The following is a 14,136-nucleotide window of genomic DNA, read 5'->3' as shown; positions in this document are numbered from 1 at the left end:
TTAAGATTTTTTTTGGCGGGTTGCGCTCACCTTGCTTTTCATAATATCTTGCATCACAGCTTTTTCTTCATCATGAGTTTTAGCGGAGAGAATTGAGGCCTTTGTAGATTTTCTTTCATAGAATTTTTCAGCTGCAGTGAGGGTATACCCAAACTCCTCTTTAGCTTCATACTCACTCAAAAAGGGCTCCATTACGCTTAGTTCCTTAAGTCGGTTATAAACTCTTTCTTTAGATTTATAAGGTAATAATAATGCCTCCTTTGAAAGGTCAGACTCAACTTGAGCATGCCTTATTAGTTCAACCAAAACATCAGATTTTGGTAACTTCCTAGCCCTCTCTTCGATCACACTCGATGTCTCTGGATCATTAACAAGTGATGGATAATTAATGACGCAGGATATCATTCTAGACATAAGACTTTTTATACTTGAAGGTGAGGTTCTTTTGGGCTTTGTTTGAAACGATTGATTGACTATCTCTGCTTGCTCAAGCGCATTGGCATAATAGTGCTGGGTATTATTTGCAATGTTTTGCTCAATTGCTTTTTCTACTTGAGTTATATTTTGTCCAATGGTTTGAGCAATTCCCTCTATTAATTGTTGTTGATAGATTGGATAGCTTACTAGATTCACTAATGCTGCTGATTTTTCTAAAAATAATGTCTTGCCTTCAATCGTATTAAAAGGCACTTCAGCCTTTATATGTTCAAATAGAAAGTTAGAAAGTGTTTGCGCTTCATCTACCCTTTTATTGAATGCTTTAGCTGATTCACTATTAATCAATGTGTCAGGATCTTCCCCTTCAGGTAATAGTAAAAATTTAATAACTAAGCCTGCAGTGATAGCAGGTAATGACGTTTGTAATGCTTTCCAAGCTGCATCTCTTCCTGCCTTATCGCCATCAAAGCAAAAAACAATGGTCTCAGCTGTACGGGATAAAACCTGTAAATGTGACGAAGTAGTGGCCGTTCCTAATGTAGCAACAACATTAGTGATTCCTTGTTGATGAAGTGCGATAACATCCATATAGCCTTCAACAACTATGATTGCATCTATTTTCCTGGAATATTTTCTACAATGGTAAAGGCCATATAATTCTTTTGATTTAGAGAACAAAGGGGTTTCGGGTGAATTCAAATACTTGGGGTTATCTTTGCTCGATAAGACTCTGCCTCCAAAGCCAATAACTGATCCCTTTGTATTGTGAATAGGAAACATAAGTCGATCTCGAAAACGATCATAATAGTCGTCTTTTTTATCTTTTTTGGGGACAATCATTCCCATTTTCAATAGGTCTTGTGTGGATTCTTCACTATCTTTATATGCATCAAAAAGATTAGTCCAGCCTGGCGGCGCAAAGCCTAGTTCAAATCGTTTCGCAATCGATCCACTTACTCCACGATTTTTAGCATAATCCACTACTTTCTTTTTTGCAGCTGAAGTTTTGAGTTGTTCCTGATAAAAGCTGCTCAACTCTTCCATTAATTTGTTATATCTCTTAAAGCGCATATCCACAGGCTTAGCAGTTTGATCATAGACAACTGAAATTCCAGACTCGCCTGCCACAGTCTCTATTGCCTCCACAAAAGCCAAATGATCATATTTCATAATAAAATCAATGATGCCGCCGCTTTCACCACAACCAAAACAATGGTATATCTGCTTAGTTGGGACTACAGTGAAGGAAGGTGTTTTTTCTTCATGAAAAGGACAGCATGCCTTATAATCTTTACCAGCCTTTTTTAAAGCAACACGCTTATTGATTAAACCAACAATATCTACTCTATTGGGTAAATCATTGATAAAATCTCTGTCAACAAATGGCATAATTTACAGCTTATTTTTTAGTTTCATTTAATTTTATTTTAATGTTAAACGTCGAATTTATTCACCCTAAATTTTTACTTACTTGGATTCTAATACTCTTTATGCGTATTGGCGTCTTTATTCCATTCAAAGCTCAAGTGGTTGCTGGAAAAGCCATTGGAAGAATGATGTATCCATTTATGAATAAGTTGAGATCAACAGCTTACTCAAACATTTCACATTGTTTTCCTGAAAAAAAACAACCTCAAGTTGAGAGACTAGTCAAGAGACACTTTGAGGCAATTGGAGTCAGTTTTTTTGAGACTGCGAATGCTTATTATGGAACTGATAATAAAATTAAAAAATTGTTAAACATAAAGAATGAACATTTTTTTAAAGATGCCCTGAAAGAAGAAGGAGGGATTATTCTTCTTTGCTCACATTTTATGCCGCTCATGTTAGGCAGCCGTGCGCTATTAATTAAGCACACCATTGCAAATATTTACCGGCCTCAAAATAACACACTATTTGATAGTGCTATGGTCAAAGGATATAAAAAAAATGGCGCTGTTATGATTAAAAGTACTGACACTAGATCCATTATTAAAGCGATTAATAATAGCCTTCCGATATGGTATGCTCCTGATCAAGATTTGGGTAAAAATAATAGTGTTTTTGCTCCATTTTTTGGCATTCAAACTGCCACTGCATCAGCAACTGCAAGGCTTGCCAAAAACAACAACACTAGAGTCATTCCATATAGTTTTATTAGAACCAGTAATGGATATCTAATGTCATTTGAAAAACCAATTTCCAACTATCCATCAAATGATCCTATTCATGATGCAACGGTTATTAATCAAATTTTAGAGAAACAAATTAATCACTCACCTGAGCAGTATTTGTGGATTCATCGTCGCTTTAAAACAAGGCCAAATGATGAAAAAAACTTTTACAAATTTAATTAATAATATTTGATTAGAAATACAACATTTAAAAAAAATAGCGTATAATTCTCAACTTAAATTTTTGTTACATGAACTATAAATTATGTCAATTGATACACAAGCTATTATTAAAGAATACCAAAAAGACCCTTCAGATACTGGTTCTGTAGATGTTCAAGTTGCTCTCCTAACTGCTAGAATTAGCCACTTAACTGAGCACTTTAAAACTCACAAAAAAGACCATCATTCAAGAAGAGGGCTTTTACGTCTTGTTTCACAGCGCAAAAAATTACTTGCGTATGTTAAAAATAATGATCTTACTACTTATGCAAATTTAATCTCAAGGTTAGGCTTAAGAAAATAAGAAATTTTCACCAGACAAATAAAAGCCCCTATTTTGGGGCTTTTTTATTACTTGACGCATTAAAATAGAGTCATGGAACTATCAGCTTATTATCAAAAAATTTCAGAACTTATTGATCGACTGGATATATTATCAAAGCATCTTAAGCTTGATGAAAAACAAGATCGACTTGAGGAAGTTAAATTAGAACTAGAAAATCCAGATATTTGGTCTAATCCTGATAAAGCTCAGGCCCTGGGTAAAGAAAAAGTTCAACTTGATAATCTGTGTGAAACATTTTCAAACTCATCAAACATCTTAAATGATGCTAAAGAACTCTTAGAAATGGCAGAGACTGAAAATGATAGTGACACAGTTAATGGAATCATTTCCGATTTAAGTGAAACAGAGAACTCTATTGCCACTTATGAATTTGAGAGAATGTTCAGTGGTGAGATGGATCGAAACTCTGCCTACTTAGATATACAGTCTGGATCTGGTGGAACTGAAGCTCAAGACTGGGCTGAAATGATTTTAAGGATGTATTTGAGATGGGGTGACAAGCACAATTTTAAAGTGAAGCTTATGGAGGTTTCAGCTGGTGAAGTTGCCGGCATTAAATCAGCCACCATACACTTTGATGGTGACTATGCGTTTGGCTGGCTTAGAAGTGAGATAGGGATTCATAGACTCGTTAGAAAATCCCCATATAATGCAAATGGAAAAAGACATACTTCATTTTCTTCAGTTTTTGTATCGCCTGAGATTGATGATGATATTGAAATTGTGATTGATCCATCTGAACTTAGAATTGATACCTATCGAGCTTCAGGAGCTGGTGGTCAACATGTTAATAAAACTGAATCAGCGGTCAGGATTACTCATTTACCAACCTCAACAGTGGTTCAGTGCCAGGATGGACGTTCACAGCATGCTAATAAAGATCAAGCAATGAAACAGTTAAAATCAAAGCTTTATGAACTAGAAATGCAAAAGCGTAATGCTGATAAGCAAGATGTTGAGGATTTAAAGTCAGATATTGGTTGGGGACATCAGATTCGTTCATACGTGCTTGATCAGTCAAGAATTAAAGATTTAAGAACAGGTGTTGAAAGTAGCAATACCCAAGATGTTCTTGATGGAAATTTAGATCAATTTATTGTTGCCAGCCTTAAGGCTGGCCTCTAATAAATAAATCTTAATTGTTTTAGGATGCATTGGTACAATTATTACTAAATATTAATACTTCAACATGAAAGCTATAGATACTATACAGTTTAATGAGAAAGGCCTTGTTCCGGTTATCACTCAAGATTATTCAACAAATCAAATTTTGATGATGGCCTGGATGAATGAGGAAGCATTTGCTTTAACTTTAAAAACAAATAAAGCAGTCTATTTTTCAAGGTCGCGCAAAAAACTATGGTTCAAGGGTGAAAAATCTGGAAACTACCAAGATATAGTCGAAATATTTACTGATTGTGACCAAGATGTTGTCTTGCTCAAAGTCAATCAAAAAGGTGGCATTGCCTGTCATACTGGACGTGCTAATTGTTTTTTCAATAAACTTGAAAATGATCAATGGAAATGCGTCTCTAAGGTAATTAAAGACCCCAAAGAAATCTATGGATAACATTCTAAATACCCTAGAAAAAATTCTGGAAGAACGAAAATCTTCATCTGAAGATAAATCTTACGTCTCTTCTTTGTATAGCAAAGGAGTGAATTCGATTTTAGAAAAAGTCAGTGAAGAGTCTGAAGAAGTTATTCAAGCAGTGAAAGAAGAAGGTAGAGATGAAGTTATCCATGAAGTAGCTGATTTATGGTTCCACATCATGGTCCTTCTGCGCCATGAGGATATTAGTATTGAAGAGATTGAGTTAGAATTAGCTAGACGTTTTGGCGTTTCAGGTCATGAAGAAAAGGCATCAAGAAAAAAGTAGCTATAGCCTACTAACCTAAAAGCTCAATAGCACTGATAACGCCATCGGCAACCTCTGAAATTCTTTTATTTTTATCCATTGCCATCTTTCTGAGAGATTGATAAGCTTCATCCTCAGTTATTTTTTTGTGCTTCATTAATAAACCCTTGGCCTTTTCTATTGACTTTCGTTCAGCAAGCTGACTTCTAGTTGCATCTAACTCATCTTTTAAAGCTTGGAATTCTCTAAAACGAGCGATGGCTACATCAATAATTGGCTGCACTCTTTTCTCTTCAAGGCCGTCAACAATATAAGCATTAACGCCCGATTTAATTGCTGTTCCAGCCATATGTTCCTCAGAGCTCTCTGTAAACATTACAATCGGCTTTGGCTTAGTTTTGTTGACATCCCTAAGGTTAGCAAAAACAGCCTCATCTGGTATGTCTGCATTAACAATGACAACGTCAGCATGAGTAATTTCATTACTATTGACAAGGTTTTCACTTTCCTCTAAACGACTAATTACCTCATGACCTTTATCCTGAAGAGCACGTCTAAGGATTGCTGATCGGCCCATATTTTCATCGACTAAAATAATTTTAAGGGCAGTCTGATTCATTGTATTTTTTTTCATAATTCTAAGTTTTTATAACCATCAATAATATACCTCATTAGCACAAAGGTTATAAATGGATTAAAGTTTTATTATTAGGCCCTCCACTAAAGAATATATATTCTTTAGTGGAGGATTTTAAGTTTGAGTTTATATATTAAATTAGTTACTTAACGACAAACTCTGGATATGCCTCGAGTCCACATTCTGAGATATCCACTCCATCTTCCTCTTCTTCCTTGGATACGCGAATACCAATCAATGCTTTAAGAGTCAGCCAAAGTAAGAATGATGTCACAAAAACCCAAATAAATATTGTTGTAGCACCAATAATTTGACCTGAAAATGGAACTTCACTATTTGTTAAGGGTACTGCTAAAAGACCCCAAAGACCAACAACACCATGAACTGAAATTGCACCAACTGGATCATCGATCTTGAGTTTACGATCAAGCATTACAATTGAAATCACTACAATCACACCACCGACTGCTCCGATTAAACTTGCAACTAGAGCACTTGGCGTATCTGGTCCAGCAGTAATGGCAACTAGGCCTGCTAGAGCTCCATTAAGTGTCATCGTTAAATCTGCTTTACCAAACCATAGTTTCGCAAATATAAGTGCTGCAATAACACCTCCTGCAGCCGCTGCATTGGTATTAACAAAAACCATTGCCACTGCATCTGCACTCTCCTTACTTGCCATTGCTAACACTGATCCCCCATTAAAACCAAACCATCCTAGCCATAAGATAAAAGTACCTAAAGTCGCCAAAGGGAGATTTGCACCTAGAATTGGCTTTGAATTCCCATCCTTATCATATTTCCCTTTTCTGGGACCAAGTACTATTACCCCAGCAATTGCTGCTGCTGCTCCAGCCATATGCACAATGCCTGATCCTGCAAAGTCATAGAAGCCAAAATCACCTAAGTTATATAGACCAAAAACATCATTTCCACCCCACGTCCATGAGCCTTCCAATGGGTAAATGATAGTAGTAAAAATTATTGCAAAAGCAAAGAATGTAAATAGCTTCATTCTTTCTGCTACAGCACCAGAAACAATTGACATCGCTGTCGCTACAAAGACTACTTGAAAGTAAAAGTCAGATGCATTTGAGTATGTTTCGCCCTGTCCACTAATTCCAGAAAGAAAAGCACCACCGCCATACATTAAGTCATAGCCATAGACCATATACATAGTACATGCAATTGCAAAAAGACCAATATTTTTAGTTAATATTTCTGCGGTATTTTTACTCCTCACAAGGCCAGCTTCTAGCATTGAAAAGCCAGCTGCCATCCACATGACAAGGGCGCCCATTACTAAGAAATAAAAGGTATCAATTGCATATTGTAATTCTAATATTTGATTTTCCATTTTCCTCTCCTATAGTGCTTCTGGACCAGACTCATTCGTACGAATACGAACGACCTGTTCCAGATTTGTAACAAAAATCTTTCCATCACCAATTTTGCCGCCGTTAATCTTACAAGCAGTGCTAATGGTCTCAATGACCTCCTCAACCTGCTCATCAGTAATTGCAATCTCTAACTTTACTTTTGGAAGAAATTCAACCACATACTCAGCACCGCGATAAAGTTCTGTATGGCCTTTTTGCCTTCCAAAACCCTTAACTTCGGTTACTGAAACCCCATTTATATCTATATCTGAGAGAACTTGTCTCACACTATCCAGTCTTTTTGGCTGAATATAAGCTGTAATCATTTTCATATCATTGCTCCAATCTCAAAAACAAAAAAGCCCACTACCTTCGAGAAAGTAGTGGGCTTCTATACCATTTCAGCTCATCTTTAAACTGACGAAAAAAAACGCTTATTAAGGCAAGTGCCCAAATAAACGTCTATGTCTTTTCTTGATACCAACATTGGCTTCAAGTTGGACTAATTATATAGAAAATATTTTTATATATTTAGTTTTTTTAGATATTCAGATTCTGAAAGGATTTCAACACCATTATTTTTGGCCTTATTCATTTTTGACTGACCCACATTTTCTCCAATAATGAGAAAATCAGTTTTTGAGCTGACAGATTTTGATACTTTAATGCCTAATGACTTTGCTTGTTTCTCAAGATCAGATCGAGGCTGATTCATAGTGCCTGTAAACACAATTTTTTTGCTATAAAACGGATTTGAGCTTGTATCTTCATCAGTAATCAAAATGGTTTTTTCTAGTTCAAAACCGCCAGATACTAATACTTCATATTGGGATTTAATAGACAACAATCCATCAAAAATGACCTCTGCAGTGAGCTCTGCAAAACCATCTATCTCTGCAATGCTAGCTATTGAAAGGCTAAAGACTTCATCAATTGAATAATTTTTTAATAAATTTTCACAATTACCCATTCCAAGTCTATGAACACCAAAAGCGGCCAAGAAACGCCAATCTTCAATACTTTCTTGACGTGATCTTTGAAGTTGATTAATAAGGTTTTGAGAGGTTTTTTCACCAAAACCCATAGAAACTAATTCATCTATATTAAGAAGATAAATATCACTTACTTGGCGTATTCCTTCATCATATAATTTTTGAATCGTTGCATGTCCGAACCCATCATTGTTGCCCAAGATTCGAAAAAAATAGATCATCTTGCCAACCACCTGATCTGGGCAATCATTGTCATTGGAACACATCAAAAAATCTGAGTCCCATATTAATAGAGAATTGCAGCTCGGACAGTTCAAAGGTATATCAACTTCTGCAGTTTTAAGAACCTTATTTATTTTAGGAATGACCATCCCACTTCGAGTTAACTCAATAATACTTCCAGCGCCTAAACCTTGTTCTTTGACAAGCCCGTAGTGATGACCAGTTGCCCTATAAATAGTCGCGCCGCTTAATTGAGTTGGCTCCAACTCTGCAACAGGGGTTATCTTTCCGGTCCTTCCTACTTGAGCCGTCACTGAAATAACTTTAACTTGTGCTTTTTCCTTATTTTCTTTGTAAGCAATCTGCCAGCGATGGAACTTACGATTTGAACCCATAAATTCTTTTAATTCAGGATTGACAATTTCAAAGACTACCCCATCAATATCAAAATCAACACCCCCCTCAAGCTTAATTACTATATCTAAGAATTGATTTTTGAACTCATCAATATTCCCCTTCCAAAATGGAAGTTGCTTAAAAGGAACAAATAAAGCAGCCTTTGCATCAATTGCATCTCTAGCAAACTTATCTAATTCTTTTTCCTTAATGAGACTTGCTTGAAAATTTCTTGGGTACTCAAAATCATTACTTAAATGGTCTTCAAAGTAACTCCTCTTAACAACAATCTCTCCGGGGCCTTGGCCTCTTTCACTATCATTTAAAATACCAAGACCTCTTTGAAACACTCTGCTAATATCACTTCCCTTATTACCATCACCACGAGTGTAAAGCCTCTTTCCATCGTCATAACCGGCAAATCCGTCTAATTTTGCAGTCCCTTTAATTTGAATTTCAGATAGTTGAACATTTATTTCTTCAGAAAATTTTGATATTCTTTCAAGCCACTTCTCGATCTCTCCCCAAGTATAAGCCTTGTCCGTTGATAGCATTTTTTCTGGGAGCTTAATTTTTTCATCTGAAAATCCCTCACTTTCAGATTCAATCTTTTGAAGAAAGGGATGTTTGGGCATTCTTTTTTGAAGCTCAGGAATAAAGATGAAATCATAATTTTCATCGGTAACTATTGGGCTTCCACTTCGATAACTATCATTAGCTAGAACACAAAACTCAAGTAAATCTGAATCAGAAAGGTGATTTGCCAATGTAGTTTCATTAGCAATGTTTTGAATCTGTTTTTTTGTCAGCATGATTTATTAAAATCTAGCTTAATTTGAAAAAAGTTAAAACTTGGAAGCGATTTGATCAAATAATTCTTCACTATAACTAATTATTTTTTCATCATTTTCTTCACTAAGATCTACAAAAATAACATTTGTTTGCGAGCTGGTATCTTCTTTTAAAATTAACTGGTACGTTTTAGTTATTGAGGCTGTAGTTAATAGTTTTGAGAAAAAACCCTTATTAGGAGTTACATTGATAAAGTAGCTCCCTTCAAGTGAGTCGCTATCCTCAATATCAACTCCAGACTCATCTAGCGCCCAGCCTAATAGTTTCCATGATTCATTTTTATCGAATGGAAAAACTAAAGAAGCATAACCTGTATCTGATATGACAACTGACACAGCAGTTTTTTGCTCTTCAACGTTTGATTGAATCTTTGAAATGGAATCACCCCTATCATTGCCTAAAAAAACCATTAACTGAAGAAGCATTTCTGTCTCAAGCTCAACATCTTTCTCTCTAGGCTGCCAGACTCTTGTTGCACCACTCACAACTTCGCCAATTGAACTTAATGTCAAGTAAACTTCAGACTCCATTGAATTAGCTGTTGGCTCAATTCGAATTCTATACTTGTCAGCAATTGGAAGGCCATACTGGGTTTTTAATGCTTTTGCCAAGGCGGCGCGAATAGTCCCTAAAGATTTATCTGGAACTTTCGTTTCAATTTCCAAGAAATCAGTTTCTAAAAGGCCAATCTTTTGATTTTCTTTCTCAATTTGAAAGCCATATGAGCGAAAAAATTCTTTTGATAATGCCCAAACTTCTGCAGGTGGAAGGTCAACTAGGAGCCATCGTCGATATTTATCCCTCTTCACTTCAACATTTTGGACTCTTTTTAAAACGTCACTGCCGTCACTAACTTTAATCACTTCAGTAAATGCGCCTTGAGAGCTCGGTGCTGTTAGGTCTGGAGGAATGATAAGCGAATCAACATTCTCATCTACCTCATAATTTACCGCTCTACTTCCTAAGCCAATTTTTTTTACTGGATCAGCAACTTTAGAGCAGCTAGCAACTAACAGACTAATTAACGCTAATATTAAAAAATTCGTAATTTTCATATTAATTTTAATTCCTTTAAATCATTTTCAAGAACTGTTTTACATTCATTTGATAACTCAAGCAATGGCAATCTTATACCATTATCGCACTTACCCATTTTATGAAGAGCCCATTTCACAGGTATTGGATTGGACTCAATAAATAGATTTTTATGAAGACCTGAGAGCGCTTCATTTAACTGATTAGCAAGCTCAACATTTCCAGCAATAGCTGCTAGATATGCTTTTTGAAGCTCATTGGGAGTAACGTTAGCAGTGACTGAAATACCGCCATGTCCACCCAAAAGAAGAAAATCGATCGCTGTAGCATCATCCCCCGTAAGCAATAAAAAATCTTCAGGACAATTTGCAACAAGCTCTTTGATAACTGATAGATCTCCCGTAGCATCTTTAATTCCAATAATATTTGAAATTTCTGAAAGTCTTGAAGTGGTATCAACCGACATGTCGACTGCCGTTCTTCCAGGAACATTGTAAAGGATTTGATCAATGCTAACACTTTCAGCAATCAATTTAAAGTGTTGAAACAATCCCTCTTGAGTCGGTTTATTGTAATAAGGCGTCACAAGCAAACAGGCGTCAGCACCGAAATTTTTAGCCTCCTGCGTGAGCTCGATAGCCTCAGAAGTCGAGTTTGCCCCAGTCCCAGCAATAATTGGAATCCTTCTAGCGGCGTATTTGATCGTATGATCTAATATCTTAAGATGTTCTTTAACACCGACAGTCGCCGATTCACCAGTCGTTCCAACCGAAACTATTGAGCTTGTTCCAGCATCAATATGGAACTCGATAAGGTTATTTAGCGATTCATAATCAACACTCCCATCGTCAAGCATTGGCGTTATGAGTGCGACATTTGAGCCTACAAAGGAGTGATTCTTATTCATAAATTGATTTATTCAAAATGTAGCTAAAATTATATACGATTGGCCTTCTAATAACAATTCAAGGGCCTACTTTAATACAAGACTTTAATTCGATAAAAGATCAGGTCTTTTTTGTCTTGTCTTGTGTTTAGCCTGCTCTAATCGCCAAGCATCAATCTTAGCTTGATTTCCACTCAATAACACCTCAGGTACAATATCTCCATCAATACTTTCTGGCCTTGTATAGTGCGGGTAATCAAGTAAATTATTGACAAAAGAGTCATTCAATGAGTCTTTATTACCCAAGACATTTGGCAAGCGCCTACTAACTGAATCTATTAATACCATTGCAGCCAACTCACCGCCACTGATAACATAATCACCAATTGATACTTCTAAATCAACATCATTCTTAATGATTCTCTCATCAACACCCTCGTATCGCCCACAAAGAAGAGTTAATGACTCGAATGATGATAATTTTTCAACCAAATTTTGATTTAAAGGGTCACCCTGTGGAGATAGATAGATAACTTTAGTTTCTGGCTCTTGCTCCTTTATTTTTTTGATGCAATCCCTGATTGGCTTGACCTGCATAACCATTCCAGCTCCGCCCCCATAGGCTTTATCATCAACATTTTTGTACTTATTCTCACTAAAATCTCGAAGCTGCCATTCATTAATCGATATGATTGACTTCTTAATAGCTCTCGCAATAACCCCTTCCTCTTTGATTGCCGAGAACATTTCAGGAAAAAGAGTGATGATATCAAATCTCATACGAAATAAGAATTAAGAGAATATATTTCTGAGCACTTGGTAATAAATCTCACTTAAGTCATCAAGGTCTTGAACTAAAACTGATTCATTAATCTGATGAATCGTAGCGTTGACAGGCCCAAGCTCTACGACCTGAGTTCCCTCTTGAGCAATAAATCTTCCATCCGAAGTCCCACCTGAGGTTGACAGCTCAGTATCAATACCCTTAGTTTTTTTAATCGCCTCGACGCAAGCACTAACTAGTGCACCTTTTGGCGTTAAAAATGGGTAGCCAGAATGAGACCACTCTATGGAGTAATCAAGGTTGTGTATATCAAGAATTTCATGGACTTTTTTTTGTAAATTCTCTTTATTGGTTTCTGTAGAGTAACGAAAATTAAATTTAACCTGAGCATCACCAGGAATAACGTTTGTTACGCCATCTCCTGAATGCATATTTGAAATTTGAAAAGAGGTTGCTGGAAAATAGTCATTGCCATTATCCCATTCTTGATTACAGAGATCATCAAGCGCAGGAGAAACAAGATGTATAGGGTTTTTAGCTAAATGAGGGTATGCAACATGGCCCTGCTTTCCATTAATCTTTAAAACACCATTTAATGACCCTCTTCTTCCATTTTTAATAACATCCCCTGTAGAAGAAGTCGAAGAAGGCTCCCCTAACAAACAGTAATCAATATTTTGTTCATTTGCTTTGAGATAATCCATAACCTTTAATGTTCCATTGACTGCAACGCCCTCTTCGTCAGAAGTGATTAAAAAGGCAATTCTGCCTTTATGATTTGGATTTTCTTTTATAAATTTTTCAGTTGCGGTAACCATTGAAGCAAGCCCACCTTTCATATCTGCTGCACCTCTACCATAAAGATATCCATCTTTTATCGTCGGCTCAAATGGCTTAGTATTCCACGCATTTTCATCACCTGCAGGGACAACATCCGTATGCCCCGCAAAGGCAAATAAAGGTCCGCTATCTCCATGCACTGCCCAGAAATTATCAACATCCCCAAATTTAAGTGGATGTATTTCAAAGCCAATTTTATTAAGTCTATCAATCATTATCGCCTGACAACCATGATCATCAGGGGTGATTGAAGGTTTACTTATAAGCGATTTTGCTAATTCTAATGTATTACTCATGATGACTATTTTACTTGTAAATTTAATACTGTACCCAGAGCCTCTTCGATTATATTTCTATCCGGATGATCATTAGACATAAGGTAAAGTGCTTTCTCCCAAAACTTAATAGCACCATCAAGATCAGCTCCATGGGCCGCAACGATGCCTGAAAAATATAAAACTTGAATTGACTGTGGATCAAGGCTCAACGCTTCGTCGATCAAAACTTTAGACTTACCATCAAATTGCCCATCTTGACTTGCAGCTATAGCGCTTGCAAATTGGAGCAACAAGTCAATATCTTTCGAATTTATTAAGTATGCCCTCTCGAATGCTTCGATTGATTCATTAATATTGCCGATACCGATTTGAGCTAAGCCCAACATTTTTAATGCTTGAAAATCACCTGGATTCTTCTCTATAAAACTCTGAAGCCTCTCGATGCTATCACTCATACTCAATGGCTCTGGAAGAGAATTCCCAGATGGAATCATTTTTGGTGCTAATTGTGAATATATTCCTAGAGATAGAATGCCAAAAATTAAAATAATTGCGAGTGTCCATGGTAACGGCTTAATTGCTATGCTTTTCTTTGTATCAGGCCTTAATTCAGTCGCTAAAGTATTAACGATTTCAGATTCAGCAGCCTGGTATTGGTCATCCGCAATAAGGCCTTGGTTTATATCTGAAATAAGCTCATCCTGTCTTTGCTGATTAATAGCGATGTTGGACTCGTCACCACTAATATTCTGACTGATTGGCCTAAATAGAAACCAGGCAAAAAACGCACATGACAATGCGATCATTATTATAAATT

Annotated in this window: 15 protein-coding genes; 5 read left to right on the top strand and 10 right to left on the bottom strand. The window is 36.4% G+C overall.

Going from position 1 to position 14,136, the window contains the following annotated elements:
• Nucleotides 1-1,827, bottom strand: coding sequence for a DNA primase (gene dnaG / locus W908_RS02145; protein ID WP_053819729.1), 1,827 nt, complete (start codon nucleotides 1,825-1,827; stop codon nucleotides 1-3).
• Nucleotides 1,828-1,868: 41 nt separating this feature from the next.
• On the opposite strand from dnaG, the gene W908_RS02140 reads away from it, so the two are divergent.
• From W908_RS02140 to W908_RS02120, 5 genes are all read left to right on the top strand, one after another.
• Complete coding sequence (locus W908_RS02140; RefSeq protein WP_053819728.1) at nucleotides 1,869-2,774, top strand: LpxL/LpxP family acyltransferase; 906 nt, start codon at nucleotides 1,869-1,871, stop codon at nucleotides 2,772-2,774.
• Nucleotides 2,775-2,856: 82 nt separating this feature from the next.
• Nucleotides 2,857-3,117: a 30S ribosomal protein S15 gene (gene rpsO, locus W908_RS02135; RefSeq protein ID WP_020024043.1), complete on the top strand. Its 261-nt coding sequence runs from the start codon at nucleotides 2,857-2,859 to the stop codon at nucleotides 3,115-3,117.
• A 72-nt stretch (nucleotides 3,118-3,189) separates the two neighbouring features.
• Nucleotides 3,190-4,284 (top strand): peptide chain release factor 2, encoded by a 1,095-nt coding sequence (gene prfB / locus W908_RS02130; RefSeq protein WP_020024042.1) that lies wholly within the window; start codon nucleotides 3,190-3,192, stop codon nucleotides 4,282-4,284.
• A 64-nt stretch (nucleotides 4,285-4,348) separates the two neighbouring features.
• Nucleotides 4,349-4,729 carry a phosphoribosyl-AMP cyclohydrolase gene (gene hisI, locus W908_RS02125; protein WP_053819727.1) on the top strand — a complete coding sequence of 127 codons (381 nt, stop codon included), beginning with the start codon at nucleotides 4,349-4,351 and terminating at the stop codon, nucleotides 4,727-4,729.
• The gene (locus W908_RS02120) at nucleotides 4,722-5,039 is read left to right on the top strand and encodes a phosphoribosyl-ATP diphosphatase (protein WP_020024040.1); all 318 of its coding nucleotides are present in this window, start codon (nucleotides 4,722-4,724) and stop codon (nucleotides 5,037-5,039) included. The genes hisI and W908_RS02120 overlap by 8 nt, the downstream gene beginning before the upstream one ends.
• A gap of 10 nt (nucleotides 5,040-5,049) precedes the next feature.
• Here W908_RS02120 and W908_RS02115 read toward each other — a convergent pair whose 3' ends face one another.
• The 9 genes from W908_RS02115 to ccmI form a co-directional block, all read right to left on the bottom strand.
• The gene (locus W908_RS02115; protein WP_020024039.1) at nucleotides 5,050-5,652 is read right to left on the bottom strand and encodes an ANTAR domain-containing response regulator; all 603 of its coding nucleotides are present in this window, start codon (nucleotides 5,650-5,652) and stop codon (nucleotides 5,050-5,052) included.
• Nucleotides 5,653-5,797: 145 nt separating this feature from the next.
• Nucleotides 5,798-7,012: an ammonium transporter AmtB gene (locus tag W908_RS02110; protein WP_020024038.1), complete on the bottom strand. Its 1,215-nt coding sequence runs from the start codon at nucleotides 7,010-7,012 to the stop codon at nucleotides 5,798-5,800.
• Between the two features lie 9 nt (nucleotides 7,013-7,021).
• Nucleotides 7,022-7,366 (bottom strand): P-II family nitrogen regulator, encoded by a 345-nt coding sequence (locus tag W908_RS02105; RefSeq protein WP_020024037.1) that lies wholly within the window; start codon nucleotides 7,364-7,366, stop codon nucleotides 7,022-7,024.
• Between the two features lie 191 nt (nucleotides 7,367-7,557).
• Entirely contained in the window at nucleotides 7,558-9,456 is a 1,899-nt protein-coding gene (locus W908_RS02100; protein ID WP_053819726.1) for a BRCT domain-containing protein, read from the bottom strand.
• 33 nt (nucleotides 9,457-9,489) lie between these two features.
• Nucleotides 9,490-10,551, bottom strand: coding sequence for an NlpB/DapX family lipoprotein (gene bamC, locus W908_RS02095; RefSeq protein ID WP_053819725.1), 1,062 nt, complete (start codon nucleotides 10,549-10,551; stop codon nucleotides 9,490-9,492).
• On the bottom strand, nucleotides 10,548-11,438 hold the full coding sequence (dapA, locus tag W908_RS02090; protein ID WP_053819724.1) for a 4-hydroxy-tetrahydrodipicolinate synthase: 891 nt from the start codon (nucleotides 11,436-11,438) through the stop codon (nucleotides 10,548-10,550). Before dapA ends, bamC begins: the two co-directional genes overlap by 4 nt.
• An 84-nt stretch (nucleotides 11,439-11,522) precedes the next feature.
• Nucleotides 11,523-12,197 carry a tRNA (guanosine(37)-N1)-methyltransferase TrmD gene (gene trmD, locus W908_RS02085; protein ID WP_053819723.1) on the bottom strand — a complete coding sequence of 225 codons (675 nt, stop codon included), beginning with the start codon at nucleotides 12,195-12,197 and terminating at the stop codon, nucleotides 11,523-11,525.
• Nucleotides 12,198-12,209: 12 nt separating this feature from the next.
• Nucleotides 12,210-13,337, bottom strand: a complete 1,128-nt coding sequence (gene dapE, locus W908_RS02080) for a succinyl-diaminopimelate desuccinylase (RefSeq protein WP_053819722.1) — start codon at nucleotides 13,335-13,337, stop codon at nucleotides 12,210-12,212.
• Between the two features lie 5 nt (nucleotides 13,338-13,342).
• Nucleotides 13,343-14,125 (bottom strand): c-type cytochrome biogenesis protein CcmI, encoded by a 783-nt coding sequence (gene ccmI / locus W908_RS02075; protein WP_053820770.1) that lies wholly within the window; start codon nucleotides 14,123-14,125, stop codon nucleotides 13,343-13,345.
• Nucleotides 14,126-14,136 lie beyond the last annotated feature (11 nt).

The organism is Candidatus Pseudothioglobus singularis PS1 (assembly GCF_001281385.1).
GTDB classification, from domain to species: domain Bacteria; phylum Pseudomonadota; class Gammaproteobacteria; order PS1; family Pseudothioglobaceae; genus Pseudothioglobus; species Pseudothioglobus singularis.
This window is presented reverse-complemented; position numbering and strand designations above follow the sequence as displayed.

Excerpts from the sequence above, each read along its gene's own strand:
- dnaG (WP_053819729.1), bottom strand. The coding sequence starts at position 1,827 with ATGCCATTTGTTGACAGAGATTTTATCAATGATTTACCCAATAGAGTA.
- W908_RS02140 (WP_053819728.1), top strand. The coding sequence starts at position 1,869 with ATGTTAAACGTCGAATTTATTCACCCTAAATTTTTACTTACTTGGATT.
- rpsO (WP_020024043.1), top strand. The coding sequence starts at position 2,857 with ATGTCAATTGATACACAAGCTATTATTAAAGAATACCAAAAAGACCCT.
- prfB (WP_020024042.1), top strand. The coding sequence starts at position 3,190 with ATGGAACTATCAGCTTATTATCAAAAAATTTCAGAACTTATTGATCGA.
- hisI (WP_053819727.1), top strand. The coding sequence starts at position 4,349 with ATGAAAGCTATAGATACTATACAGTTTAATGAGAAAGGCCTTGTTCCG.
- W908_RS02120 (WP_020024040.1), top strand. The coding sequence starts at position 4,722 with ATGGATAACATTCTAAATACCCTAGAAAAAATTCTGGAAGAACGAAAA.
- W908_RS02115 (WP_020024039.1), bottom strand. The coding sequence starts at position 5,652 with ATGAAAAAAAATACAATGAATCAGACTGCCCTTAAAATTATTTTAGTC.
- W908_RS02110 (WP_020024038.1), bottom strand. The coding sequence starts at position 7,012 with ATGGAAAATCAAATATTAGAATTACAATATGCAATTGATACCTTTTAT.
- W908_RS02105 (WP_020024037.1), bottom strand. The coding sequence starts at position 7,366 with ATGAAAATGATTACAGCTTATATTCAGCCAAAAAGACTGGATAGTGTG.
- W908_RS02100 (WP_053819726.1), bottom strand. The coding sequence starts at position 9,456 with ATGCTGACAAAAAAACAGATTCAAAACATTGCTAATGAAACTACATTG.
- bamC (WP_053819725.1), bottom strand. The coding sequence starts at position 10,551 with ATGAAAATTACGAATTTTTTAATATTAGCGTTAATTAGTCTGTTAGTT.
- dapA (WP_053819724.1), bottom strand. The coding sequence starts at position 11,438 with ATGAATAAGAATCACTCCTTTGTAGGCTCAAATGTCGCACTCATAACG.
- trmD (WP_053819723.1), bottom strand. The coding sequence starts at position 12,197 with ATGAGATTTGATATCATCACTCTTTTTCCTGAAATGTTCTCGGCAATC.
- dapE (WP_053819722.1), bottom strand. The coding sequence starts at position 13,337 with ATGAGTAATACATTAGAATTAGCAAAATCGCTTATAAGTAAACCTTCA.
- ccmI (WP_053820770.1), bottom strand. The coding sequence starts at position 14,125 with ATGATCGCATTGTCATGTGCGTTTTTTGCCTGGTTTCTATTTAGGCCA.